Source organism: Paraglaciecola chathamensis S18K6, assembly GCA_000314955.1.
Lineage (GTDB): Bacteria > Pseudomonadota > Gammaproteobacteria > Enterobacterales > Alteromonadaceae > Paraglaciecola > Paraglaciecola chathamensis.
Genome location: BAEM01000042.1, coordinates 60008 through 75974 on the forward strand (window position 1 = coordinate 60008; position 15967 = coordinate 75974).

The following is a 15967-nucleotide window of genomic DNA, read 5'->3' on the forward strand; positions in this document are numbered from 1 at the left end:
AAGATGAATGAATTCAAACAGCTGAGCTGGCAAGGGCTATGGAAAAACAACCCAGCCTTGGTTCAATTGCTTGGCTTATGTCCACTATTGGCCGTGACTGCGACCATAACCAACGGGTTAGGCTTAGGTTTAGCGACCACTTTGGTGTTAATTGGCTCAAACGCAACCGTATCGATTATTCGAAACTGGGTACCGAATGAAATCCGCATTCCAATTTTTGTCATGATTATTGCAGCGTTTGTGACCATAGTGCAGCTTTTGATGAACGCCTACACCTTTGAGTTATATCAGGCCCTAGGCATTTTTATTCCCCTGATTGTGACCAACTGTGCGATTATCGGTCGGGCTGAGGCTTACGCTTCAAAAAATCCGCTCAGTTATGCCGCATTTGACGGTTTCATGATGGGCTTAGGCTTTACTGTGGTGTTGGTATTACTCGGCGCTATGCGTGAACTGCTGGGTTATGGCACCTTATTCGCTGGTGCTGAATTACTCTTAGGTGAATGGGCAACGAGTCTAAAAATCACTGTTTTTACTTCTGAATCTCCTTTCTTACTGGCTATTTTACCCCCAGGGGCATTCTTAGGCATGGGCTTACTCATTGCGCTGAAAAACGTACTGGATAAACGCTTCGAACGTATGTTTGCAGCCAAGCAAGAAGCAAAAGTTGTGCAACGGGCTCGAGTTACAGCCGAGACCTAGCAACACAGAGTCGTAAAAACAGGATATTATTTCTCGATGAACCAACAAAAGCGTATAGAAATGTTAACCCGGTGGCGTGCCGCTAACCCCCACCCTACAACGGAATTAAACTTTACCAGCCCCTTCGAGCTGCTGATTGCGGTGCTGCTTTCCGCGCAGGCAACAGATGTCAGCGTGAATAAAGCCATGGCGAAAATGTTCCCTGTAGCCAACACCCCAGAAACGGTTTATGCCTTAGGCGTGGATGGCGTAAAAGAGTTTATCAAGACCATCGGGCTGTTTAATACCAAAGCGGTCAATGTGATCAAAACCTGTAAAATGCTTATCGACAAGCATAACAGTGTGGTTCCTGAAGACCGAGCAGCGCTTGAGGCGTTACCTGGTGTGGGCCGTAAAACGGCAAACGTAGTACTGAACACTGCCTTTGGCTGGCCTACCATAGCAGTCGACACCCATATTGATCGCGTAAGCAACCGCACCAAATTTGCCATGGGTAAGACCGTCGAAAAAGTAGAGGAAAAACTGTTAAAAGTCGTACCTGCTGAATTTAAGGTTGACGTGCACCACTGGTTAATTTTACACGGCCGCTACACCTGCATTGCACGTAAGCCGCGCTGTGGTAGCTGCATAGTAGAAGATTTATGTGAGTTTAAGGATAAAACTGAATGACAAATCCGTTATAGGATGAATAAGATGCTTTGTTTCTATAGACTCATCCACATAGATATTGCGATTTATTTTAGCGCTCTTTAATCCCTACGCTCGTTTTTGCAAAATAAGTCTGCAGTAATTTATTTACTTGATTGGCAAACTATTACCTAGCAATGAGTCCGTTCATTATGAATAAAGAAACAATTAAACGACTCATTGACAATAAAGTCAGTAAAAGTGGGTTGGTAGAGACTGGGATCCCTGGCGTTCAGTTATTTAACATAACTGAACCAGTTAGCTGTGCTCCTGCAGTGTACGAACCCTCTATCACCGCAATAGTCGGTGGCTGCAAGGAAGCCATTTTGGATGGTAATAGGCATTTCTACGACAGCAGCGCGTACATCTGTTGCCCAATGTCGATGCCAGTAGAAGCTGGCACTCCTGAGGCATCTACCGATAATCCACTTATAGGCGTATACATTAGGTTTGATACCAGAGCTATGACCGAACTCGCCTTTGAGTTAGAAAGTACTAATGGGCTAATTCAAAAAGCCAAAGATGCAGCTTATCCGCAAGGTATATCCACGGCCAATTGGGATGATGCGTTTACCGAAGCGCTGTATCGTTTAATATTGCTCAGCGAAAACCCAACTGATATAGCCATACTAGGCCGTAGCCGTTTGCGAGAGCTCTACTATGCGATATTAAAGGGCGATGCGGGCGGCTCTGTCAGAAGCTCTTTTGGTGTCGGAAATGATATCGCGCGTTCAATTGAATTTTTATCGTCCAATTTAAGCGCGCCCGTCACCATCGAAAACCTAGCTGACCAGATAGGCATGAGCCGCGCGGTATTTCACCGAAAATTTAAACAAGCAACGAATATGTCACCTATCCAGTTTGTTAAATCTATGCGGCTTAACAAAGCAGCAATGAAAATTGCCGAGGGTAGAAATGTTAATGTTGCTGCAATGGAAGTCGGCTACGTGAGTTCCTCTCAGTTTAGTCGCGACTTCCGACGAATGTATGGGCAATCACCAAAGCAATGGATACAAGCACAAGAATCAAACAATGCGTGATTGGCAATGCATAGACCCTCATTTTTCGTAGCGGCAGCGCCATATAATTCAATAGTACGCTGGCAGCAGAGTTTATAGTCGCCGAAGGCCATTGATTGGTATTATACTTGTTGCCCACACAAATCTCGCTCTGGTAATCTCATAATCGAAGATGTGTGTACATGTAAATTATGACGCCTCAATCGAGAATTTTTCTCAGTTTCCCCGAAGGAGCCAGTAATGGACGGCACGAAACGCGCAAATGTAAAAGTAGGGGCTGAAGTCTCTGTTGTATTAAAAGAACATCAACGAAGCGGACCCCTAACTCAGGGGATTGTCGAAAAGCTATTGACCAACTCCCCTACTCACCCACATGGTATAAAAGTAAGATTAGAAGACGGACAAGTCGGCCGAGTCAAAGTTGTCCATAATTAATCGTCTCCTGCATAAACGTTTTTTATTCAATACATCAAGCATACTTCACGGATTAGGTTGCGATAGACCATGATAGAGTTATTCTCCTATACCCTGACATATTCTACCGCTGGTATGTTGCTGTTTACTGCTTTTCTTATCGGCATGTCAAAGACCGGTGTTGCTGGTGTAGCCTTATTTACCATCCCAATTATGGCCATAATATTTGGCGGAAAAGATTCGTCAGGCTTAATGCTGCCGTTGCTGGTTATGGCTGATCTATTTGCCGTGACCTACTATCGGCGACATGTAAATTGGTCCTATTTGGTTAAATTATTTCCATCAGCCGCTGTGGGCGTTATTCTAGCCACCTTAATAGGCAACTACATAGATGATCAGCTCTTTCGCAATGTCATGGGGATCATCATTTTTGTTAGCTTAGCCATCATGTTATGGATGGAAACCGCTAATAAAGACGCGATTCCCGATTACATGTGGTTTGCTATATTGATGGGGTTGCTAGGTGGCTTTACCAGTATGATAGGCAATTTGGCTGCTGCCGTAATGGCGCTTTATTTACTCAGCATGCGTTTACCGAAAAACGAATATATAGGGACCGGAGCTTGGTTCTTTCTCGCAGTAAATGTGTTCAAAGTGCCCTTTCACGTCTTCGCTTGGCATACCATTTCGCTCAATTCGTTCTACTTAAACGTGGCGCTGCTACCTATAATCGCGTTAGGTGCTTTTGTTGGTATCAGAATAGTTCGTATCATTCCTGAAAAACAATATCGTTGGTTGATATTGGCGGCTACTGGAATAGCGGCGATTATAATGGTGATTTAGCGTAATCAACCAAGCGCTAATTTACATTTGCCATTAGGCGTTCAAAACTTTTTCAAGATTCGCTCGTTATAATCTTCTATGTCCAGAGTGACTTGATATTGAGCCATAAGGCTATCAAGCTTAGCTTGCTCAACCGCTAACTCTTCCATAACGATAGTATTGTCATCTAGCTTCCATAAAAGACGAGAGCCCGCATAGCTGTATTGTAATGCCAGCATAGCATCAACATTGCCCTGACTAGCCGCTTGTTTTAATTTTACCAATTTACGATTAATTTTATTCAGCGCCTGTTTAAGATCCCATACGTAAGTTACTTCTCGCATAAATTCGTGCGATCGATATTTATTTAATAAATAGCCGATGGTAACACTTGTTACGAGTACACCGAGTAAGTTCCAATGAAAGTGACGCCCGCTTTCATCTGGAAACAGCGCAATAAGTATTTGAGATATCCCTAAGCTTCCTATGGCAAGGCCTGCGATACAAACCCAAATTACACGGTTTAGGTGTTTGCGATAACGCGCTTTATTGACGTTAATTAGTTGCATATTAGCTCACTTTTCATTTCAGGATTTCTAGCCTCCAAGCAGCTACTTACCACTTATTTTTGCTCAAGTTTAGCGGCCTGTATTGCCAACCCTTCACAGACTGAATTAAACGCATCACCCTGCATTAAGGGTAAGTGCGGCAACATCACTTCTCCTAATTCCTTCCTTACAATAGGCGATAAACTCATTCCACCCGTAATAAAAAGCATCTCAGGTGCCTCTGCGCTGTGCTCTAGACACTCTTTAACCAACGCCTTCACGCGCGATAACCAAGGCTGCATAGAGCTTCTGAGGGCTTGAATATCAATATCCACATCGTAATCAGGCTCTACATAGTGCAAAGGTAACGTAATACTGTCTTTTGACGACAGCATTTCTTTGGCTAAGCGTGCTGAATTGACTAACCTCGCGGACAGTTTATCTTCCTGCACCGTAAGCAAACGGGCGAGCAATGCCGACTCTTTCACGTCTGATTTGGTTTGCGCAATATCCAGCCAGTACTCCTCAGAGAAGAAATGATTCAACTTTGGGATATCATCCACTGCACACATATCTGAAAAATAAGTTGGGGGAACGGGCAACCCGTTGCGCATCAATAAACCTCGTCCCATAGTCGGTGCAATACTTTTGATGATAAGATTTTTGTCGCACTCCATCCCCCCTAAGCGTGCCCCTGTTACTGACAGTACATCTTGCTGGCGATCGAGGTTAGCTTGCTTATCAGGCGATAGAGTAATACAGCATATATCCGTGGTGCCGCCGCCAATATCGGCTACCAAAACATTCGTCTGCTTATCTAATGAACGCTCAATTTGATACGCCGCAGCGATTGGCTCCTCTAAAAACTCGACTTGAGAGAAGCCTGCTTGCTTGGCAGCTTGGGTCATAATCTCTATCGCTTGCTCATTTCCCTCTTGACCGCGTGTGCCATGAAACTTTACCGGGCGACCTATTACTGCACCATCGACGGTCATGTTAAGCTGCTCTTGGGCGCTTAAGCGAAAGAATTCCAGCTGTTTGGCGATAAGGCCAATAAAAGCTTGCTGTTGTCCGGCTATCAAATTTGCCCCTAAGAAATTCTTAGGCGAATAAATCAACCGGCCCTTGTCTGGTGTTTTCAGGTAACGACGAAACCCATCTTCACCAAAAGCGAATTTGCCGGTTTCCACTAACTGGTTTAACGGCAAGTCTTGTACTGTCATATCTTTAAGCAGTATTTCGATTGCACGTCGCTGCAACTCTGGCAAATTGTGAAATTCAGCGCGTAGCGTTCCTATGCGATCGCTGTAACGTTGTTGCTCTTTGGGATCAGGCGCCTCGTAATATCCCTCTTTGGCTTTATCAATTTGGTCGTTGATGGCGCGCTTTATTTGCGCCACTTTTGCTTCAATCATTGACACCGGCGGTGTGGGCAATTCATTTTCATAATATATAAATACTGAAGAGCGAATTTTATGTGCCCCATCGATGCTCGGGTCCAACTGTATAAAGTGGTGCTGTTGCCCGTCAAAATAGGAAACTTCCGAATTTGAGGTACCGTAGTCTATTCCAATTGCTGCCATAACCGCCGTTCGTTATCCACTGTTAGTTAACCGAAAACAAAGCGCCGAAGTGTAATAGAAAAATTAGCTTTCTTCATTAGTTCTTTTAAATGACGTATTTGCAAAAGACAACAACTGGCAACATTGTGACCCCGCAATTAGGACTAACGACTTCGATACGTAAGAAAAGATCCCCGAAAATAAGGCTGCCGATAATAAAAAAGCCGGTTAAACTGCTCACATTATGAACAATAAAACCGACTTAATTAACGGCTAATAAAATTTAGTTAAATAAACCTTTCAGCTTGTCGCCAGCTTTATCAAGCAGTTTCTCTTTTTGTTTTTCAAGTTCTTCATTGACCTTTTTCTTAGCTTCTTCAGTCAAACGCTTTTTAGCTTCTGCTTTAGCCGCAGCCGTAACGTTATCGAGCATCTTATTGACTATTGCTGCTCCTACTTGGTCCGCGGGCAATCCGTTAGGTTTGCCGATTGAGCCCGCATTAAAAGTAGGTAGAGTAACTTCATATGCTTTTTGCTCTATATTTAAGTCGCCCGTTGATAGCTGTTCAAAATTAAGCTTAAGATGTACATTACTTACCGTAACATTGTCTACAATGACTAAGGGGTTGGCACCATCCGTTGATTCAGGTGGTGGAGTGTCATCGGACTTGGGCAAATTAGCTGCTAAGTTATTTTTCAAAGCCAATAAGTTACCGCTGCCGCTAGCATCTACTTCATATAAAATTTCAGGAGCATTTACACTGACATTTTGTATTACATAGGGTTCGTTCAGCACCTCACCTAAATCGAATGTGATATTGCTTACACTAACGGCATTATCAGAACTAAACCCCTTGGGATTTTGTACTGTGAGTCCACTGATGCTCATACGGCCATCTGTTAAGGCCAATTCAACATTAGCCACAGACACCTTTGTGTCTAGATAGTCGCTTCCTTGCTGTTCTATTTGAGCGCGGATAAAGTCCCCAGCCCCACTTAACAAGTACCAAGTTACAGCTGCAATAACGACGAGTAAAATAAGTAAGATCCCTAACCCTTTCTTCATAACATCCTCTTTTGTGTTCAATTGATTATTGAGAAACCACATTCAGTGTATCAGAAGATCTAAACTATCAAATATTCGGCAAATGTTTAATAGCATTGCGCGTTCATATGTGATCACTAAGCGATAGATTAAAAGGGTTTACACAAGGAACACGCATAATACCGTTCCACGTTAATAAGTGAGCACTCAGCGAGAGTTTAAAAGGGCTTAAACAAGGCGCATAACTGACAGCTCTTTATTAAAAGAAAACTAGTTCTCTTTCGAAGTCATGCAAAGCAGTGTAAGCCCTTTTAAAACTCGCCTGAAAGCAATGCCCCAGCAGCTTTTGCTCTGCGTTCTCACTATTCGAAAGGGAACAACCATTCTTCATAGCGACGCCTTAATCAAAAACCGCTGGACGTATTCTGAGGGGGCACTGATTAATGCGGATTGGTATTATTAATGCAGATTGGAATAAGGCAATAATAGTTAATACCAATGGTAGGATAACTAGAATTTAAAGCTGAAATAAAAATGAAAAAGGCTCCGCGAGGGAGCCTTTTAAGAGAGTTACACTTTATACTAACCAATAACGCTATAGTGTAATTCCACGATTTTTCGCTTTTTCTTTTATATAAGGTTCCCAACTTCTCGCACTGCGTGAGGTTGATTTATCCTTTTTGGCTTCTAACACATGCTTGTAAGCACTTCTGTATTTACCAGTATAAAAGTTAGCTTCCATCATAGCCATATGGATACGACCGCGATCATCAGCTCCCTCATCTAACGCCTTCTGCAGTGCCGCTAGTGCATCACTATACTTTTCAGCAGTGAGTAAAAGCGTACCTTGCTTGCGATAAAGATCAGGATCTGAGTTCATCTTAGCCGCTTCACCGTAATACTTCGCAGCCTTAAGGTGATTTTTAGCCTGATGCCAAGAGTTAGCTAGATTAGTCAGTGCTTTATCGTCGCGCTTAATAAGACCACTTTCAACGTTCTTTTCAAACACTACAGCAGCTTTATAAGGGATTTCATTAGTTGCGTACAACTGAGTCAACGCCTTAACTTCTGCAGCTTTTGTCAAGTAACCTTGATTGTAAGCCATTTCAAACGTAGACAAGCCTTTCTTATAGTCTTCAACCAACATGTAGAAGAAACCAAGTTGTGTCCAGTTAGCCTTGTTGTCAGGGAAGATTTTCACCATCTCTTCAGCTACTTCGACAGTTTCTTTATACATTTTACGGCTGTAATAAGACGTCAACTTCAACGCATAAGCGTTTTTGTTTGGCTTATCATCCAAAGCAATGGATTTGTTAAGAGGCGAAATCATATCTGCATATTGTTTCGTCTCATATAAAGCTTGTCCCATACGAAGATACACATCAGCATCTTCTTTACAGGTAAAGTCCATCCACTCTTGATAACGCTTAACCGCTTGTTCGTAACGCTTTTCTTGCATATTTAAATCTGCAATTAAACGTAACGTACCAGCTTGCTCAGTGTCATTAAGTGCCTTAGCATTAACTGACTTTCCTAAATATTCCAACGCCTTAGGGCCACTTTCCGATTTAGTGGCAAGTAAGTTACCAATAAAACGGTCTGTAAACGCGCGGTCAAAAGTTTGAGAAGTATCGATTTCATATAAAATAGATAAGGCTTCATCAACCAAATCTTCATTATAAGCCTCGAACGCCTTTTGCACTTTCTTACCAGTTCGTTCACTTGGAATATTAGTAGGGCCACGTTTGTAACCTGGACAAACGATAGCCGCAGACTGAGCGCTAACGAAACTGGAACTTAACGTAGAAGCAGCGAACGTTGCGCCAACCAACAATGTTTTAAAATATTTATTCATTATGATTGATCCAACTTAAAGTCTAATTGAACTTTCATACCGAACTGCTTCATAGGCTTACCATCTTCAACCTTCGGCTTATACTTCCACTTTCTAAGTGCACGTTTAGCTTCACGGTCAAAAACTCGCTTAGGATCAGCTTCAATGACGTCAACATCTTCAACACCACCTACTTCATTGATCGTAAATGAAAGTTTTACCCAACCTTCTTTACCATCACGAGCAGCTTGCGCTGGGTATTTAGGTTCAATTCGAACGATTGGTGTAGCGTCACCATCACGTTGCATTGCACCCACACCACCGATATCAACTGAAGCGCCACCTATATCTACTGCTGGCATATTGAAACTTAAGCCATCAGTATTTGCGTCCGCAGTGTCAGGCTCAACTGGCTCCAATTTAGGAGGCTGCTGAGGTGGCGGCGGAGGCGGAGGCGGTACTCGAGTTCTAGTTTGAGTAGTATCATCTGGCGTTGACATAACTATATCAATAACCGGTGCAGGTGGTACTTTGTCCGCTGGGCGTGACGAGTTAGCAATTAACTTAGCCATGACAACAAACAATACAAATGCAATTACCCCACCAAGGAGTACAGAAACAATTAAACGTCCCATATTAGCTCCCCTTAGCAGCGATAGAAATGCGATCTATACCTGCAGCTTTGATTTGATCCATTACGTCGATCACCACACCATGTTCTGCATTTTCGTCAGCCTGAACTATGACTACGTCAGAAGGCTGTTCAGCCATCAAACGTTCTAAGTTAGCGCGAACACTATCAACATCGATTTCGCGTTTATCCATCCAGACGTCACCGTCTTCAGTAATAGCGATAAAGATATTGGCATTCTTCGGCATAATAGCTTGCGATGCACCAGGCTTATTCACCTCGATGCCCGCTTCTTTGACGAAAACAGTCGTTACAATAAAGAAGATCAGCATGATAAACACGATGTCCAACATCGGCGTCATGTCAATCGCAGCATCTTCTTCTTCAACACGTACTTTGCGAGCCATAAATTCCTCTCTCTAATGATGGGGCAAACTGTCAACTAGCTTTTCTTTTGCCATTTTTACTCTCGCCTCAAGACGAGAACTAAAAAATACGCCAGATAAAGCAGCGACCATCCCAGCCATCGTTGGAATCGTAGCCATTGAAATACCAGCAGCCATAAGGCGCGGGTTACTTGTGCCCTGTGTTGCCATCGTTTCGAAAACGCCGATCATACCGGTAACCGTACCTAAAAGGCCGATCAATGGGCACATAGCAACAAGTGTTTTTATCAACAACATTCTTGCGCTAAGTCCATCGGATGCTTGCGAAATCCATGCGTCACGGATTCTATGCGCATACCAAGAGGTAGTATCTTCTCGGGCATCCCATTTTGAGACAATGTCTTTTCTCATTTTAGGAAACACGGAAGTTAAGTACCAATAACGCTCTATCATCAAAACCCACATTAAGAAGAGCGCTAAGGCGACAACGTATAGAACGTCACCGCCGGCAGCGATAAAGTCCCTGACAGACTCCCATAGTTCTATCAGGTATAACATCTTAGGCTTTCTCCGACTCTACGTGTGCAGCAATAATGCCTGCAGTTTGCTCATCAAGGATATGTACAATTGATTTGCTGCGACCAGCAACGATGCTGTGCATAAGAATCAATGGTAATGCTGCAATAATACCTTGAGCCGTTGTTACCAACGCCATCGAAATACTACCAGCCATCAATCTTGGGTCACCTGTACCGAACAATGTAATTTGTTGGAAGGTTGCGATCATACCAAGTACCGTACCTAACAAACCAAGTAGCGGAGCGATTGCTGCGAAAATCTTGATGATATTAATACCACTTTCAATTTTCGGAAGCTCTTTAAGAATCGCTTCGTCAAGTTTAAGCTCAAGGTTTTCAGCATCAGATGCTTTATTATCTTTGTACACTTGAAGAATACGTCCAAGTGGGTTGCCGCTTGAAGGATTGCCAGTGTTGTTCAACTGAGAACGCATTTTTCCACTGATAATCGTCAAGGTAACAATTTTATAAAGGCCGATAAGAAGACCAAGAATCAACATAGCAGTAATGACGTAACCTACTACACCACCTGCGTGATAACGCTCAGACATAGTTGCTTTTTCTTTAAGCAAACCTAAGATACCGCCACGTGAAGGGTCAGCATAAAAAGGTACTAGGCCAGACGTAGCTGATAACAACTCTTGGGCTGAACTTACTAGGTAACCATCAGGTTGACGACCAAGAGGCTGAACGATCTCATTTTGATCATCGTAAACCAAGTAACCTTGCTCACCAATCAAGTTAAATGTACCTACACGTACAACTTCTTGAGTAGTAGAACCACCATCCAAGCTGATTACTTCAGTTTGGAAACGAGAAACTTGACCTGACTCAGTCATCTCAGTTTGAAGTGCGAACCACAAATCTTCTAACTCTTGAATGTTAGGAAGACCTTTAGACTCTTCAGACATGCTCTTTAAGAACTCGCCACGGCCTGGGAATTCAGCACTTACAATAGAAGTAGAGATTTGACCAAATGCTTCAGAAGATGCTTGACGCACAACACCAAACATTTCACCAAGGGTACCAGTTGCTTGATTAAGCTCCTGCTCTTTTTCTGCTAGCGCTACTTCGTTGTCTGAATATTTCTTGGCAAGGTTATCACCGCGAGTTTGTTCAGCTTTAAGATCAGCTTGCGCTTTTCTAAGAAGAGCTTGTTTGTCAGCACGTGCTGATTGGAACTCAGCTTCACGCTCTTTGTTTATGCGAGCTTCAGAAACTCGATTCTTCTTAACTTCTTGCAGTAAGTCTTCAAGAGACGTAGCCGCATGAACTGAAGATGCGAATAAAGCTACCGATGCCGCAGCTAATACTGATTTATAGATTGTTTTCATCGATATTACTCCGCAGCTTTAATGGGTAGTTTGATTAGGTCAGCTGGCACGAGTTTGTTGGCCATACGAACAGCCGTTACTACAGAGCTTAGGTATTCATCACCCAATTTCTGCCAAGCTCTTGCGTCGTTATCCCAAACCCAAGCGTTTTTCTGATCTAAAGAAAGCGCTGCTAAAACAGTACGACCTAGGTTAAAGAAATCAACGGTGATTTCAGTCCCTTCAAAATCAAGCTTGCCTTGATAAGCACGAATGTTCTGACCATACTGATTTTCAATTTGATATGCTTCGATTACCTGACGGAACTGCTCTGAAGTAGTTACGTTTGAGTTAGCCATGATGTCGCGAAGACGCTCAACACGTGCGCGACGCTCTTCAAGGTTAATAGGAATATCAAGTTCGATAAATTGCTCTAGACTGTCGATCATACGAAACATCAATGGAACAACACCACGTTTAACACCTTCAATACCGTCTATTTGACGTTGAAGAGAATCGATACCGCGCTGCTGGTCTGCAACCAATGTTGCTAGATAGTCGTTATAAACTTTTAAGTTTTCTGTTTCATCAACAACTTGGCGATATTCAGAAAAGATGTCTAACGATTGCTCGTATAGTTTGTTAATTTTTTCTTGAGACTTCGCTGCATCCACGTGAATCTTTGACTCTTCTTTATGAAGGTCATTCAACGGGTCTGCAGAGACAACAGCACTACTACCGAGTGCTAGTGCACCGATAACGGTAGAAGCAATAAGGTTTCTCTTGCTCATTTTGGACATAATTCCCAACCAATTTTCTTGTTTTGGATCCTCGCCGACGGGTAAAAAAACGTCGCAAGGGGCTTCTAAGCTTTATAAGTTATAGGGGCTTAGTATTAATGGAATTTAACACTAAGACTTCAAGATATTCACATGGAACCCTGCGAATTGTCAAGGTGGCACATGTATTAAGCGCAACAAAGTTGAGTGAAAAAAGAGAAGTAAAAAATTAGCGATTTGAGGGTTTGAACCATTTTTTAAACAAAATAGAGGTTGCACGACCAAACATGAGCGATTTTCGTACAGATACAGCACCAATAGTTATAGAAATTAAAAAAAAACTCATAATAATTTATAGCCTGAGTAAATTTTTTAGAAATTAACATTTTTAAATTGGAGCTCAATTTTAGCCCCTCACGGTCAATTTCAGCCCAATTTGTGAAAAGTTCCTCCTCTTTTTAATAACAAAAATATGATGTCAGTTTATCGTTACATTTCATAACACTAAACAACAGATAGAGCACTAAGTTTACGTTTGTTATCTCAATCAAACTTCGATATTGTTATTGTAAAAAACACGAGTGTTTCTAAACAAGGGAATTATAAAATGAACAACACACTTTTCTTAGCTGGTCTCGTTATCAGTTCTTTAGTAGTTTTAACTGCATGTTCAAGTAATGAAGTCGCACAAAAAAAATCAGCATTCAGCCAATGTGTAAAAGAGAATAAAGGTGACGAGGAGTTATGCGCTTCTAAAGAGTCGGTTGATCGTACAGGATTGATCTGTAAAAACGTCACCGTAACGGGTTCGAGACTTCCTGAAAGAGTTTGCACAACTAAAGCTCAAAGAGAACAACAATCACGGGATTCTAAAATGATGGTTGAAGGTATGCAGCGTCGAGGTCAGGCAACTAGCCAGCAGTGATGAATGAAGCGCAAAGTAATTTAAATGATAGTGGCACCGTAGGATTAACTGCTTGGGAAAATCATTGGCAGAAAACAAATGATACCGCAGCATTCGAAGAAAGCACTCCTCTTCATAATTACTTGCAAACACATTGGTCTAATTTTTTAAAGCAGACCATTTCCCCACATAACGACACTAAATTAATCGATCTTGCATGTGGGAAAGGAACTGTCAGTGAACTTGCTGTATCCCAAGGTAAAGCGGCAAACACTGGCAGACTTGATATCCATTGTGTTGACGCATCATTTAGTGCAGTTAAGAATGTCGCGCAACGTTTGAGTATCTCAGCTGCATTACAAGCAAACTGCGCTAACTTACCCTATCAGAACGATAGCTTTGACTTAGTTGTAAGCCAGTTCGGCATTGAGTATGCCCCAGCACATTCTGCTAAAGAGTTTGCTAGAATTTTAAAGTCTTCGGGTAGATTCGCGTCAGTTATCCATTATAAAAATGGTGCTATTTATCAAGATTGTAATGAAAAGCGAAAACTGATTGAAAAGATTTTATCTCTTAACCTTTTTGAAAAAGCGCAAGTTGCTTTTACAGCAGGGTATGCTGTCGTCGACGGCAAGCTTCCTCCCCAAGTATTTCAGAAAGCTGATGCGGACTTTGCTCCTGTTATTGAACAGTATAAGCAAGTAATCATCTCCACAAATAGCGAAGTAAAGAGTTTACTTATCCAGATCCTAAAAGATATGGGTTTCATGTATGAAAACATTTCGTCTCACAGTGAACAGGATGTAAGTGATTGGCTTACGTCTACTAAATTAGAGTTCATTAATTTTAAAGACAGGATGTCCTCGATGGTAAATGCAGCGATGGATGAAGAACAGATTTGTCAAATGCTGGCCCCATTTCTAGCGAAAGGCTTCACACAGACTATATGCGAACGACTTTCAGTAGATAATGACCCACCCTTTGCATGGTTTGTTCAAATAGCTAATATTAACGCTTAGTAGGCATATTAATCATTCAAGTCTTTTAAATATGGCTTATAGTTCTGCCAACGCGCGAGAGAGTTATTATTTATTGGTTGCCTGACTTGCCAGATACTCGCGGTTTTAACTCGCTTTTTCTGCTGATGAAACGCTAAACAGGTGTCGCTCCATGGTAGCCCTAAAAACTCTAATAAATTAGCCAACTCAGTATCAAAGTTAGACACTAACGACTCGTAATTCACTACGAAATAGTCATGGTCGGATAAGACACCCTGCCAGTGTTTTAGCAACTTCATTTGCTCATCATAATAATGCTTAATGTCGGCTAAGCTTGAAGCATAGTTAAGAGAGTGATCTAATTGCTGAAAGTAAACAGACAAACAATTATCTAAACGATCTCGTTGCGTAAATATAAATTTAGCTCGAGGAAATACACGTTTTATTATCGCTACTAAGGCAAAATTCAGCGGATTTTTATCTGTGAAAAATCGGGGGCTAGATAAGTGGCGTTCGATATTGCTTTTATATTCTTGAGAGATGCTTAGAAGGTTGTCGTCACTTATGTTCATGGGCTTCTGCAAATCGGGACAAACCTTTTCAACAGCTTTTATAAGAAAGTCTATTTCACCTGCCGACTGAACATCGGGATGTGCAGCTAAGACTTGCTCCACAAGTGTCGAACCAGAACGAAACATGCCACAAATAAAAATGGGTGAAAACGGCTCTTCAAGGTTGTTTGAAGTAGAGTTAAACCACTGACGATCAAAATTGCGACAGATGTCTTGGGTCAATTGCTCCTGCTCCATTGGATTATATGGTAATGATTTCTCAGCCAGTAACTTATTACCTAAAGTGTAAAAATATGCAGCTTTCTCATACTTTTTACAATCATCGTATAATTTACCCAAAGCGAAATACAAAGATCCTAGCTCCTCTGGGGCATATTCATTTGCAGAAAGTGCAGAATCAATGGTCAGAATTAGTCTCTCACTTTCAACGGTACTCATATTCATACTTGCCAGTCGTGACATGGCCAGAGCGTGATCTGGTTGAATTGCTAAAATCTTTAGGTACAACTCCTGTGCACGCTCCTTGTCTGCTAGCTCATCACAAAGACTTGCTAAATTGAATAATGCAGGTAAATACGCTGGTTGTTCATTTAATATCTCGTTTAACACACCAATGGCTTGCTCTTCTTTACCAATCTGTTGGTGTATATCCGCTATCTTGAGCTTAGCGAGAGATTTATCAGAAAAACTGCATTCAATTGCCGCCCCATAGTGTTGAAGCGCTTCATCAAAAAGGCGCTCGCGCCTGCAACCGTCGGCTAAATTATATAACCCATCAGGATCAGTTGGTTCATCGGACACATACCTGCGCAAATAATTCATCGCCCGAGCTTTTTGCCCATCTGAGTAACAAAGGGAATATAGGTTTCTAACATACACATTAGGAGATGAAGCAATTGACACTAATTGCTCTAAGCCAGCAATCGCTGAGTCGATACTATTGGACTCTATATATAGCTGAACTATCGCTCTGAGCAAAGGCTCCTTAATTGAGGTGGTCGCTAAGGTGATATTCAATAACTCAATAGCATCAGCATGCTGTCCAAGCGCATGTAGCTGGTACGCTTGATTAATTTTTTCGACTATAAAATCTGGAATATTCGTCATATCAGCTAAAACATCCGAGGGGTAAACTGAATTCACTCACAAAAAAAGGCACCTAAGTGCCTTTTT

17 protein-coding genes are annotated in these 15967 nt (G+C 42.0%); 7 read left to right on the plus strand and 10 right to left on the minus strand.

Annotated features, from left to right (window positions below):
• Nucleotides 1-3: 3 nt before the first annotated feature.
• The 5 genes from GCHA_RS15405 to GCHA_RS15425 all read left to right on the plus strand — a co-directional run bounded on the left by GCHA_RS15405 (nt 4) and on the right by GCHA_RS15425 (nt 3665).
• Nucleotides 4-702: an electron transport complex subunit E gene (locus GCHA_RS15405; protein ID WP_007989839.1), complete on the plus strand. Its 699-nt coding sequence runs from the start codon at nt 4-6 to the stop codon at nt 700-702.
• A 36-nt stretch (nt 703-738) separates the two neighbouring features.
• Complete coding sequence (gene nth, locus GCHA_RS15410) at nt 739-1371, plus strand: endonuclease III (protein WP_007989841.1); 633 nt, start codon at nt 739-741, stop codon at nt 1369-1371.
• 170 nt (nt 1372-1541) lie between these two features.
• Nucleotides 1542-2429 carry an AraC family transcriptional regulator gene (locus GCHA_RS15415; protein WP_007989843.1) on the plus strand — a complete coding sequence of 296 codons (888 nt, stop codon included), beginning with the start codon at nt 1542-1544 and terminating at the stop codon, nt 2427-2429.
• A 219-nt stretch (nt 2430-2648) separates the two neighbouring features.
• Nucleotides 2649-2843, plus strand: a complete 195-nt coding sequence (locus GCHA_RS15420; RefSeq protein ID WP_007989844.1) for a YwbE family protein — start codon at nt 2649-2651, stop codon at nt 2841-2843.
• A 69-nt stretch (nt 2844-2912) separates the two neighbouring features.
• Nucleotides 2913-3665 carry a sulfite exporter TauE/SafE family protein gene (locus GCHA_RS15425; RefSeq protein WP_007989846.1) on the plus strand — a complete coding sequence of 251 codons (753 nt, stop codon included), beginning with the start codon at nt 2913-2915 and terminating at the stop codon, nt 3663-3665.
• 41 nt (nt 3666-3706) lie between these two features.
• On the opposite strand, the gene GCHA_RS15430 is transcribed toward GCHA_RS15425, so the two are convergent.
• The 9 genes from GCHA_RS15430 to GCHA_RS15470 form a co-directional block, all read right to left on the minus strand.
• Nucleotides 3707-4213 (minus strand): DUF3087 domain-containing protein, encoded by a 507-nt coding sequence (locus GCHA_RS15430; RefSeq protein WP_007989848.1) that lies wholly within the window; start codon nt 4211-4213, stop codon nt 3707-3709.
• A 53-nt stretch (nt 4214-4266) separates the two neighbouring features.
• The gene (locus GCHA_RS15435) at nt 4267-5775 is read right to left on the minus strand and encodes an Hsp70 family protein (RefSeq protein WP_007989850.1); all 1509 of its coding nucleotides are present in this window, start codon (nt 5773-5775) and stop codon (nt 4267-4269) included.
• A 262-nt stretch (nt 5776-6037) separates the two neighbouring features.
• Nucleotides 6038-6820, minus strand: coding sequence for an AsmA family protein (locus tag GCHA_RS15440; RefSeq protein WP_007989852.1), 783 nt, complete (start codon nt 6818-6820; stop codon nt 6038-6040).
• Nucleotides 6821-7394: 574 nt separating this feature from the next.
• Entirely contained in the window at nt 7395-8654 is a 1260-nt protein-coding gene (locus GCHA_RS15445) for a tetratricopeptide repeat protein (RefSeq protein WP_007989857.1), read from the minus strand.
• Nucleotides 8654-9268 carry an energy transducer TonB gene (locus GCHA_RS15450; RefSeq protein ID WP_007989859.1) on the minus strand — a complete coding sequence of 205 codons (615 nt, stop codon included), beginning with the start codon at nt 9266-9268 and terminating at the stop codon, nt 8654-8656. The genes GCHA_RS15445 and GCHA_RS15450 overlap by 1 nt, the downstream gene beginning before the upstream one ends.
• 1 nt (nt 9269) lies before the next feature.
• Nucleotides 9270-9671: an ExbD/TolR family protein gene (locus tag GCHA_RS15455; protein ID WP_007989861.1), complete on the minus strand. Its 402-nt coding sequence runs from the start codon at nt 9669-9671 to the stop codon at nt 9270-9272.
• 12 nt (nt 9672-9683) lie between these two features.
• Nucleotides 9684-10208 carry a MotA/TolQ/ExbB proton channel family protein gene (locus GCHA_RS15460; RefSeq protein WP_007989863.1) on the minus strand — a complete coding sequence of 175 codons (525 nt, stop codon included), beginning with the start codon at nt 10206-10208 and terminating at the stop codon, nt 9684-9686.
• A gap of 1 nt (nt 10209) precedes the next feature.
• Nucleotides 10210-11562 carry a MotA/TolQ/ExbB proton channel family protein gene (locus tag GCHA_RS15465; protein WP_007989865.1) on the minus strand — a complete coding sequence of 451 codons (1353 nt, stop codon included), beginning with the start codon at nt 11560-11562 and terminating at the stop codon, nt 10210-10212.
• A gap of 5 nt (nt 11563-11567) precedes the next feature.
• A complete protein-coding gene (locus GCHA_RS15470) occupies nt 11568-12332 on the minus strand; it encodes a DUF3450 domain-containing protein (protein WP_007989867.1) in 765 nt (254 codons plus the stop codon).
• A gap of 595 nt (nt 12333-12927) precedes the next feature.
• Here GCHA_RS15470 and GCHA_RS15475 point away from each other — a divergent pair.
• Complete coding sequence (locus tag GCHA_RS15475) at nt 12928-13245, plus strand: hypothetical protein (RefSeq protein ID WP_039992623.1); 318 nt, start codon at nt 12928-12930, stop codon at nt 13243-13245.
• The gene (locus GCHA_RS15480; RefSeq protein ID WP_007989869.1) at nt 13245-14243 is read left to right on the plus strand and encodes a class I SAM-dependent methyltransferase; all 999 of its coding nucleotides are present in this window, start codon (nt 13245-13247) and stop codon (nt 14241-14243) included. The genes GCHA_RS15475 and GCHA_RS15480 overlap by 1 nt, the downstream gene beginning before the upstream one ends.
• 8 nt (nt 14244-14251) lie before the next feature.
• Here GCHA_RS15480 and GCHA_RS15485 read toward each other — a convergent pair whose 3' ends face one another.
• Nucleotides 14252-15937 (minus strand): tetratricopeptide repeat-containing sulfotransferase family protein, encoded by a 1686-nt coding sequence (locus GCHA_RS15485; RefSeq protein ID WP_039992625.1) that lies wholly within the window; start codon nt 15935-15937, stop codon nt 14252-14254.
• Nucleotides 15938-15967 lie beyond the last annotated feature (30 nt).

Excerpts from the sequence above, each read along its gene's own strand:
- GCHA_RS15405 (WP_007989839.1), top strand. The coding sequence starts at position 4 with ATGAATGAATTCAAACAGCTGAGCTGGCAAGGGCTATGGAAAAACAAC.
- nth (WP_007989841.1), top strand. The coding sequence starts at position 739 with ATGAACCAACAAAAGCGTATAGAAATGTTAACCCGGTGGCGTGCCGCT.
- GCHA_RS15415 (WP_007989843.1), top strand. The coding sequence starts at position 1,542 with ATGAATAAAGAAACAATTAAACGACTCATTGACAATAAAGTCAGTAAA.
- GCHA_RS15420 (WP_007989844.1), top strand. The coding sequence starts at position 2,649 with ATGGACGGCACGAAACGCGCAAATGTAAAAGTAGGGGCTGAAGTCTCT.
- GCHA_RS15425 (WP_007989846.1), top strand. The coding sequence starts at position 2,913 with ATGATAGAGTTATTCTCCTATACCCTGACATATTCTACCGCTGGTATG.
- GCHA_RS15430 (WP_007989848.1), bottom strand. The coding sequence starts at position 4,213 with ATGCAACTAATTAACGTCAATAAAGCGCGTTATCGCAAACACCTAAAC.
- GCHA_RS15435 (WP_007989850.1), bottom strand. The coding sequence starts at position 5,775 with ATGGCAGCAATTGGAATAGACTACGGTACCTCAAATTCGGAAGTTTCC.
- GCHA_RS15440 (WP_007989852.1), bottom strand. The coding sequence starts at position 6,820 with ATGAAGAAAGGGTTAGGGATCTTACTTATTTTACTCGTCGTTATTGCA.
- GCHA_RS15445 (WP_007989857.1), bottom strand. The coding sequence starts at position 8,654 with ATGAATAAATATTTTAAAACATTGTTGGTTGGCGCAACGTTCGCTGCT.
- GCHA_RS15450 (WP_007989859.1), bottom strand. The coding sequence starts at position 9,268 with ATGGGACGTTTAATTGTTTCTGTACTCCTTGGTGGGGTAATTGCATTT.
- GCHA_RS15455 (WP_007989861.1), bottom strand. The coding sequence starts at position 9,671 with ATGGCTCGCAAAGTACGTGTTGAAGAAGAAGATGCTGCGATTGACATG.
- GCHA_RS15460 (WP_007989863.1), bottom strand. The coding sequence starts at position 10,208 with ATGTTATACCTGATAGAACTATGGGAGTCTGTCAGGGACTTTATCGCT.
- GCHA_RS15465 (WP_007989865.1), bottom strand. The coding sequence starts at position 11,562 with ATGAAAACAATCTATAAATCAGTATTAGCTGCGGCATCGGTAGCTTTA.
- GCHA_RS15470 (WP_007989867.1), bottom strand. The coding sequence starts at position 12,332 with ATGAGCAAGAGAAACCTTATTGCTTCTACCGTTATCGGTGCACTAGCA.
- GCHA_RS15475 (WP_039992623.1), top strand. The coding sequence starts at position 12,928 with ATGAACAACACACTTTTCTTAGCTGGTCTCGTTATCAGTTCTTTAGTA.
- GCHA_RS15480 (WP_007989869.1), top strand. The coding sequence starts at position 13,245 with ATGAATGAAGCGCAAAGTAATTTAAATGATAGTGGCACCGTAGGATTA.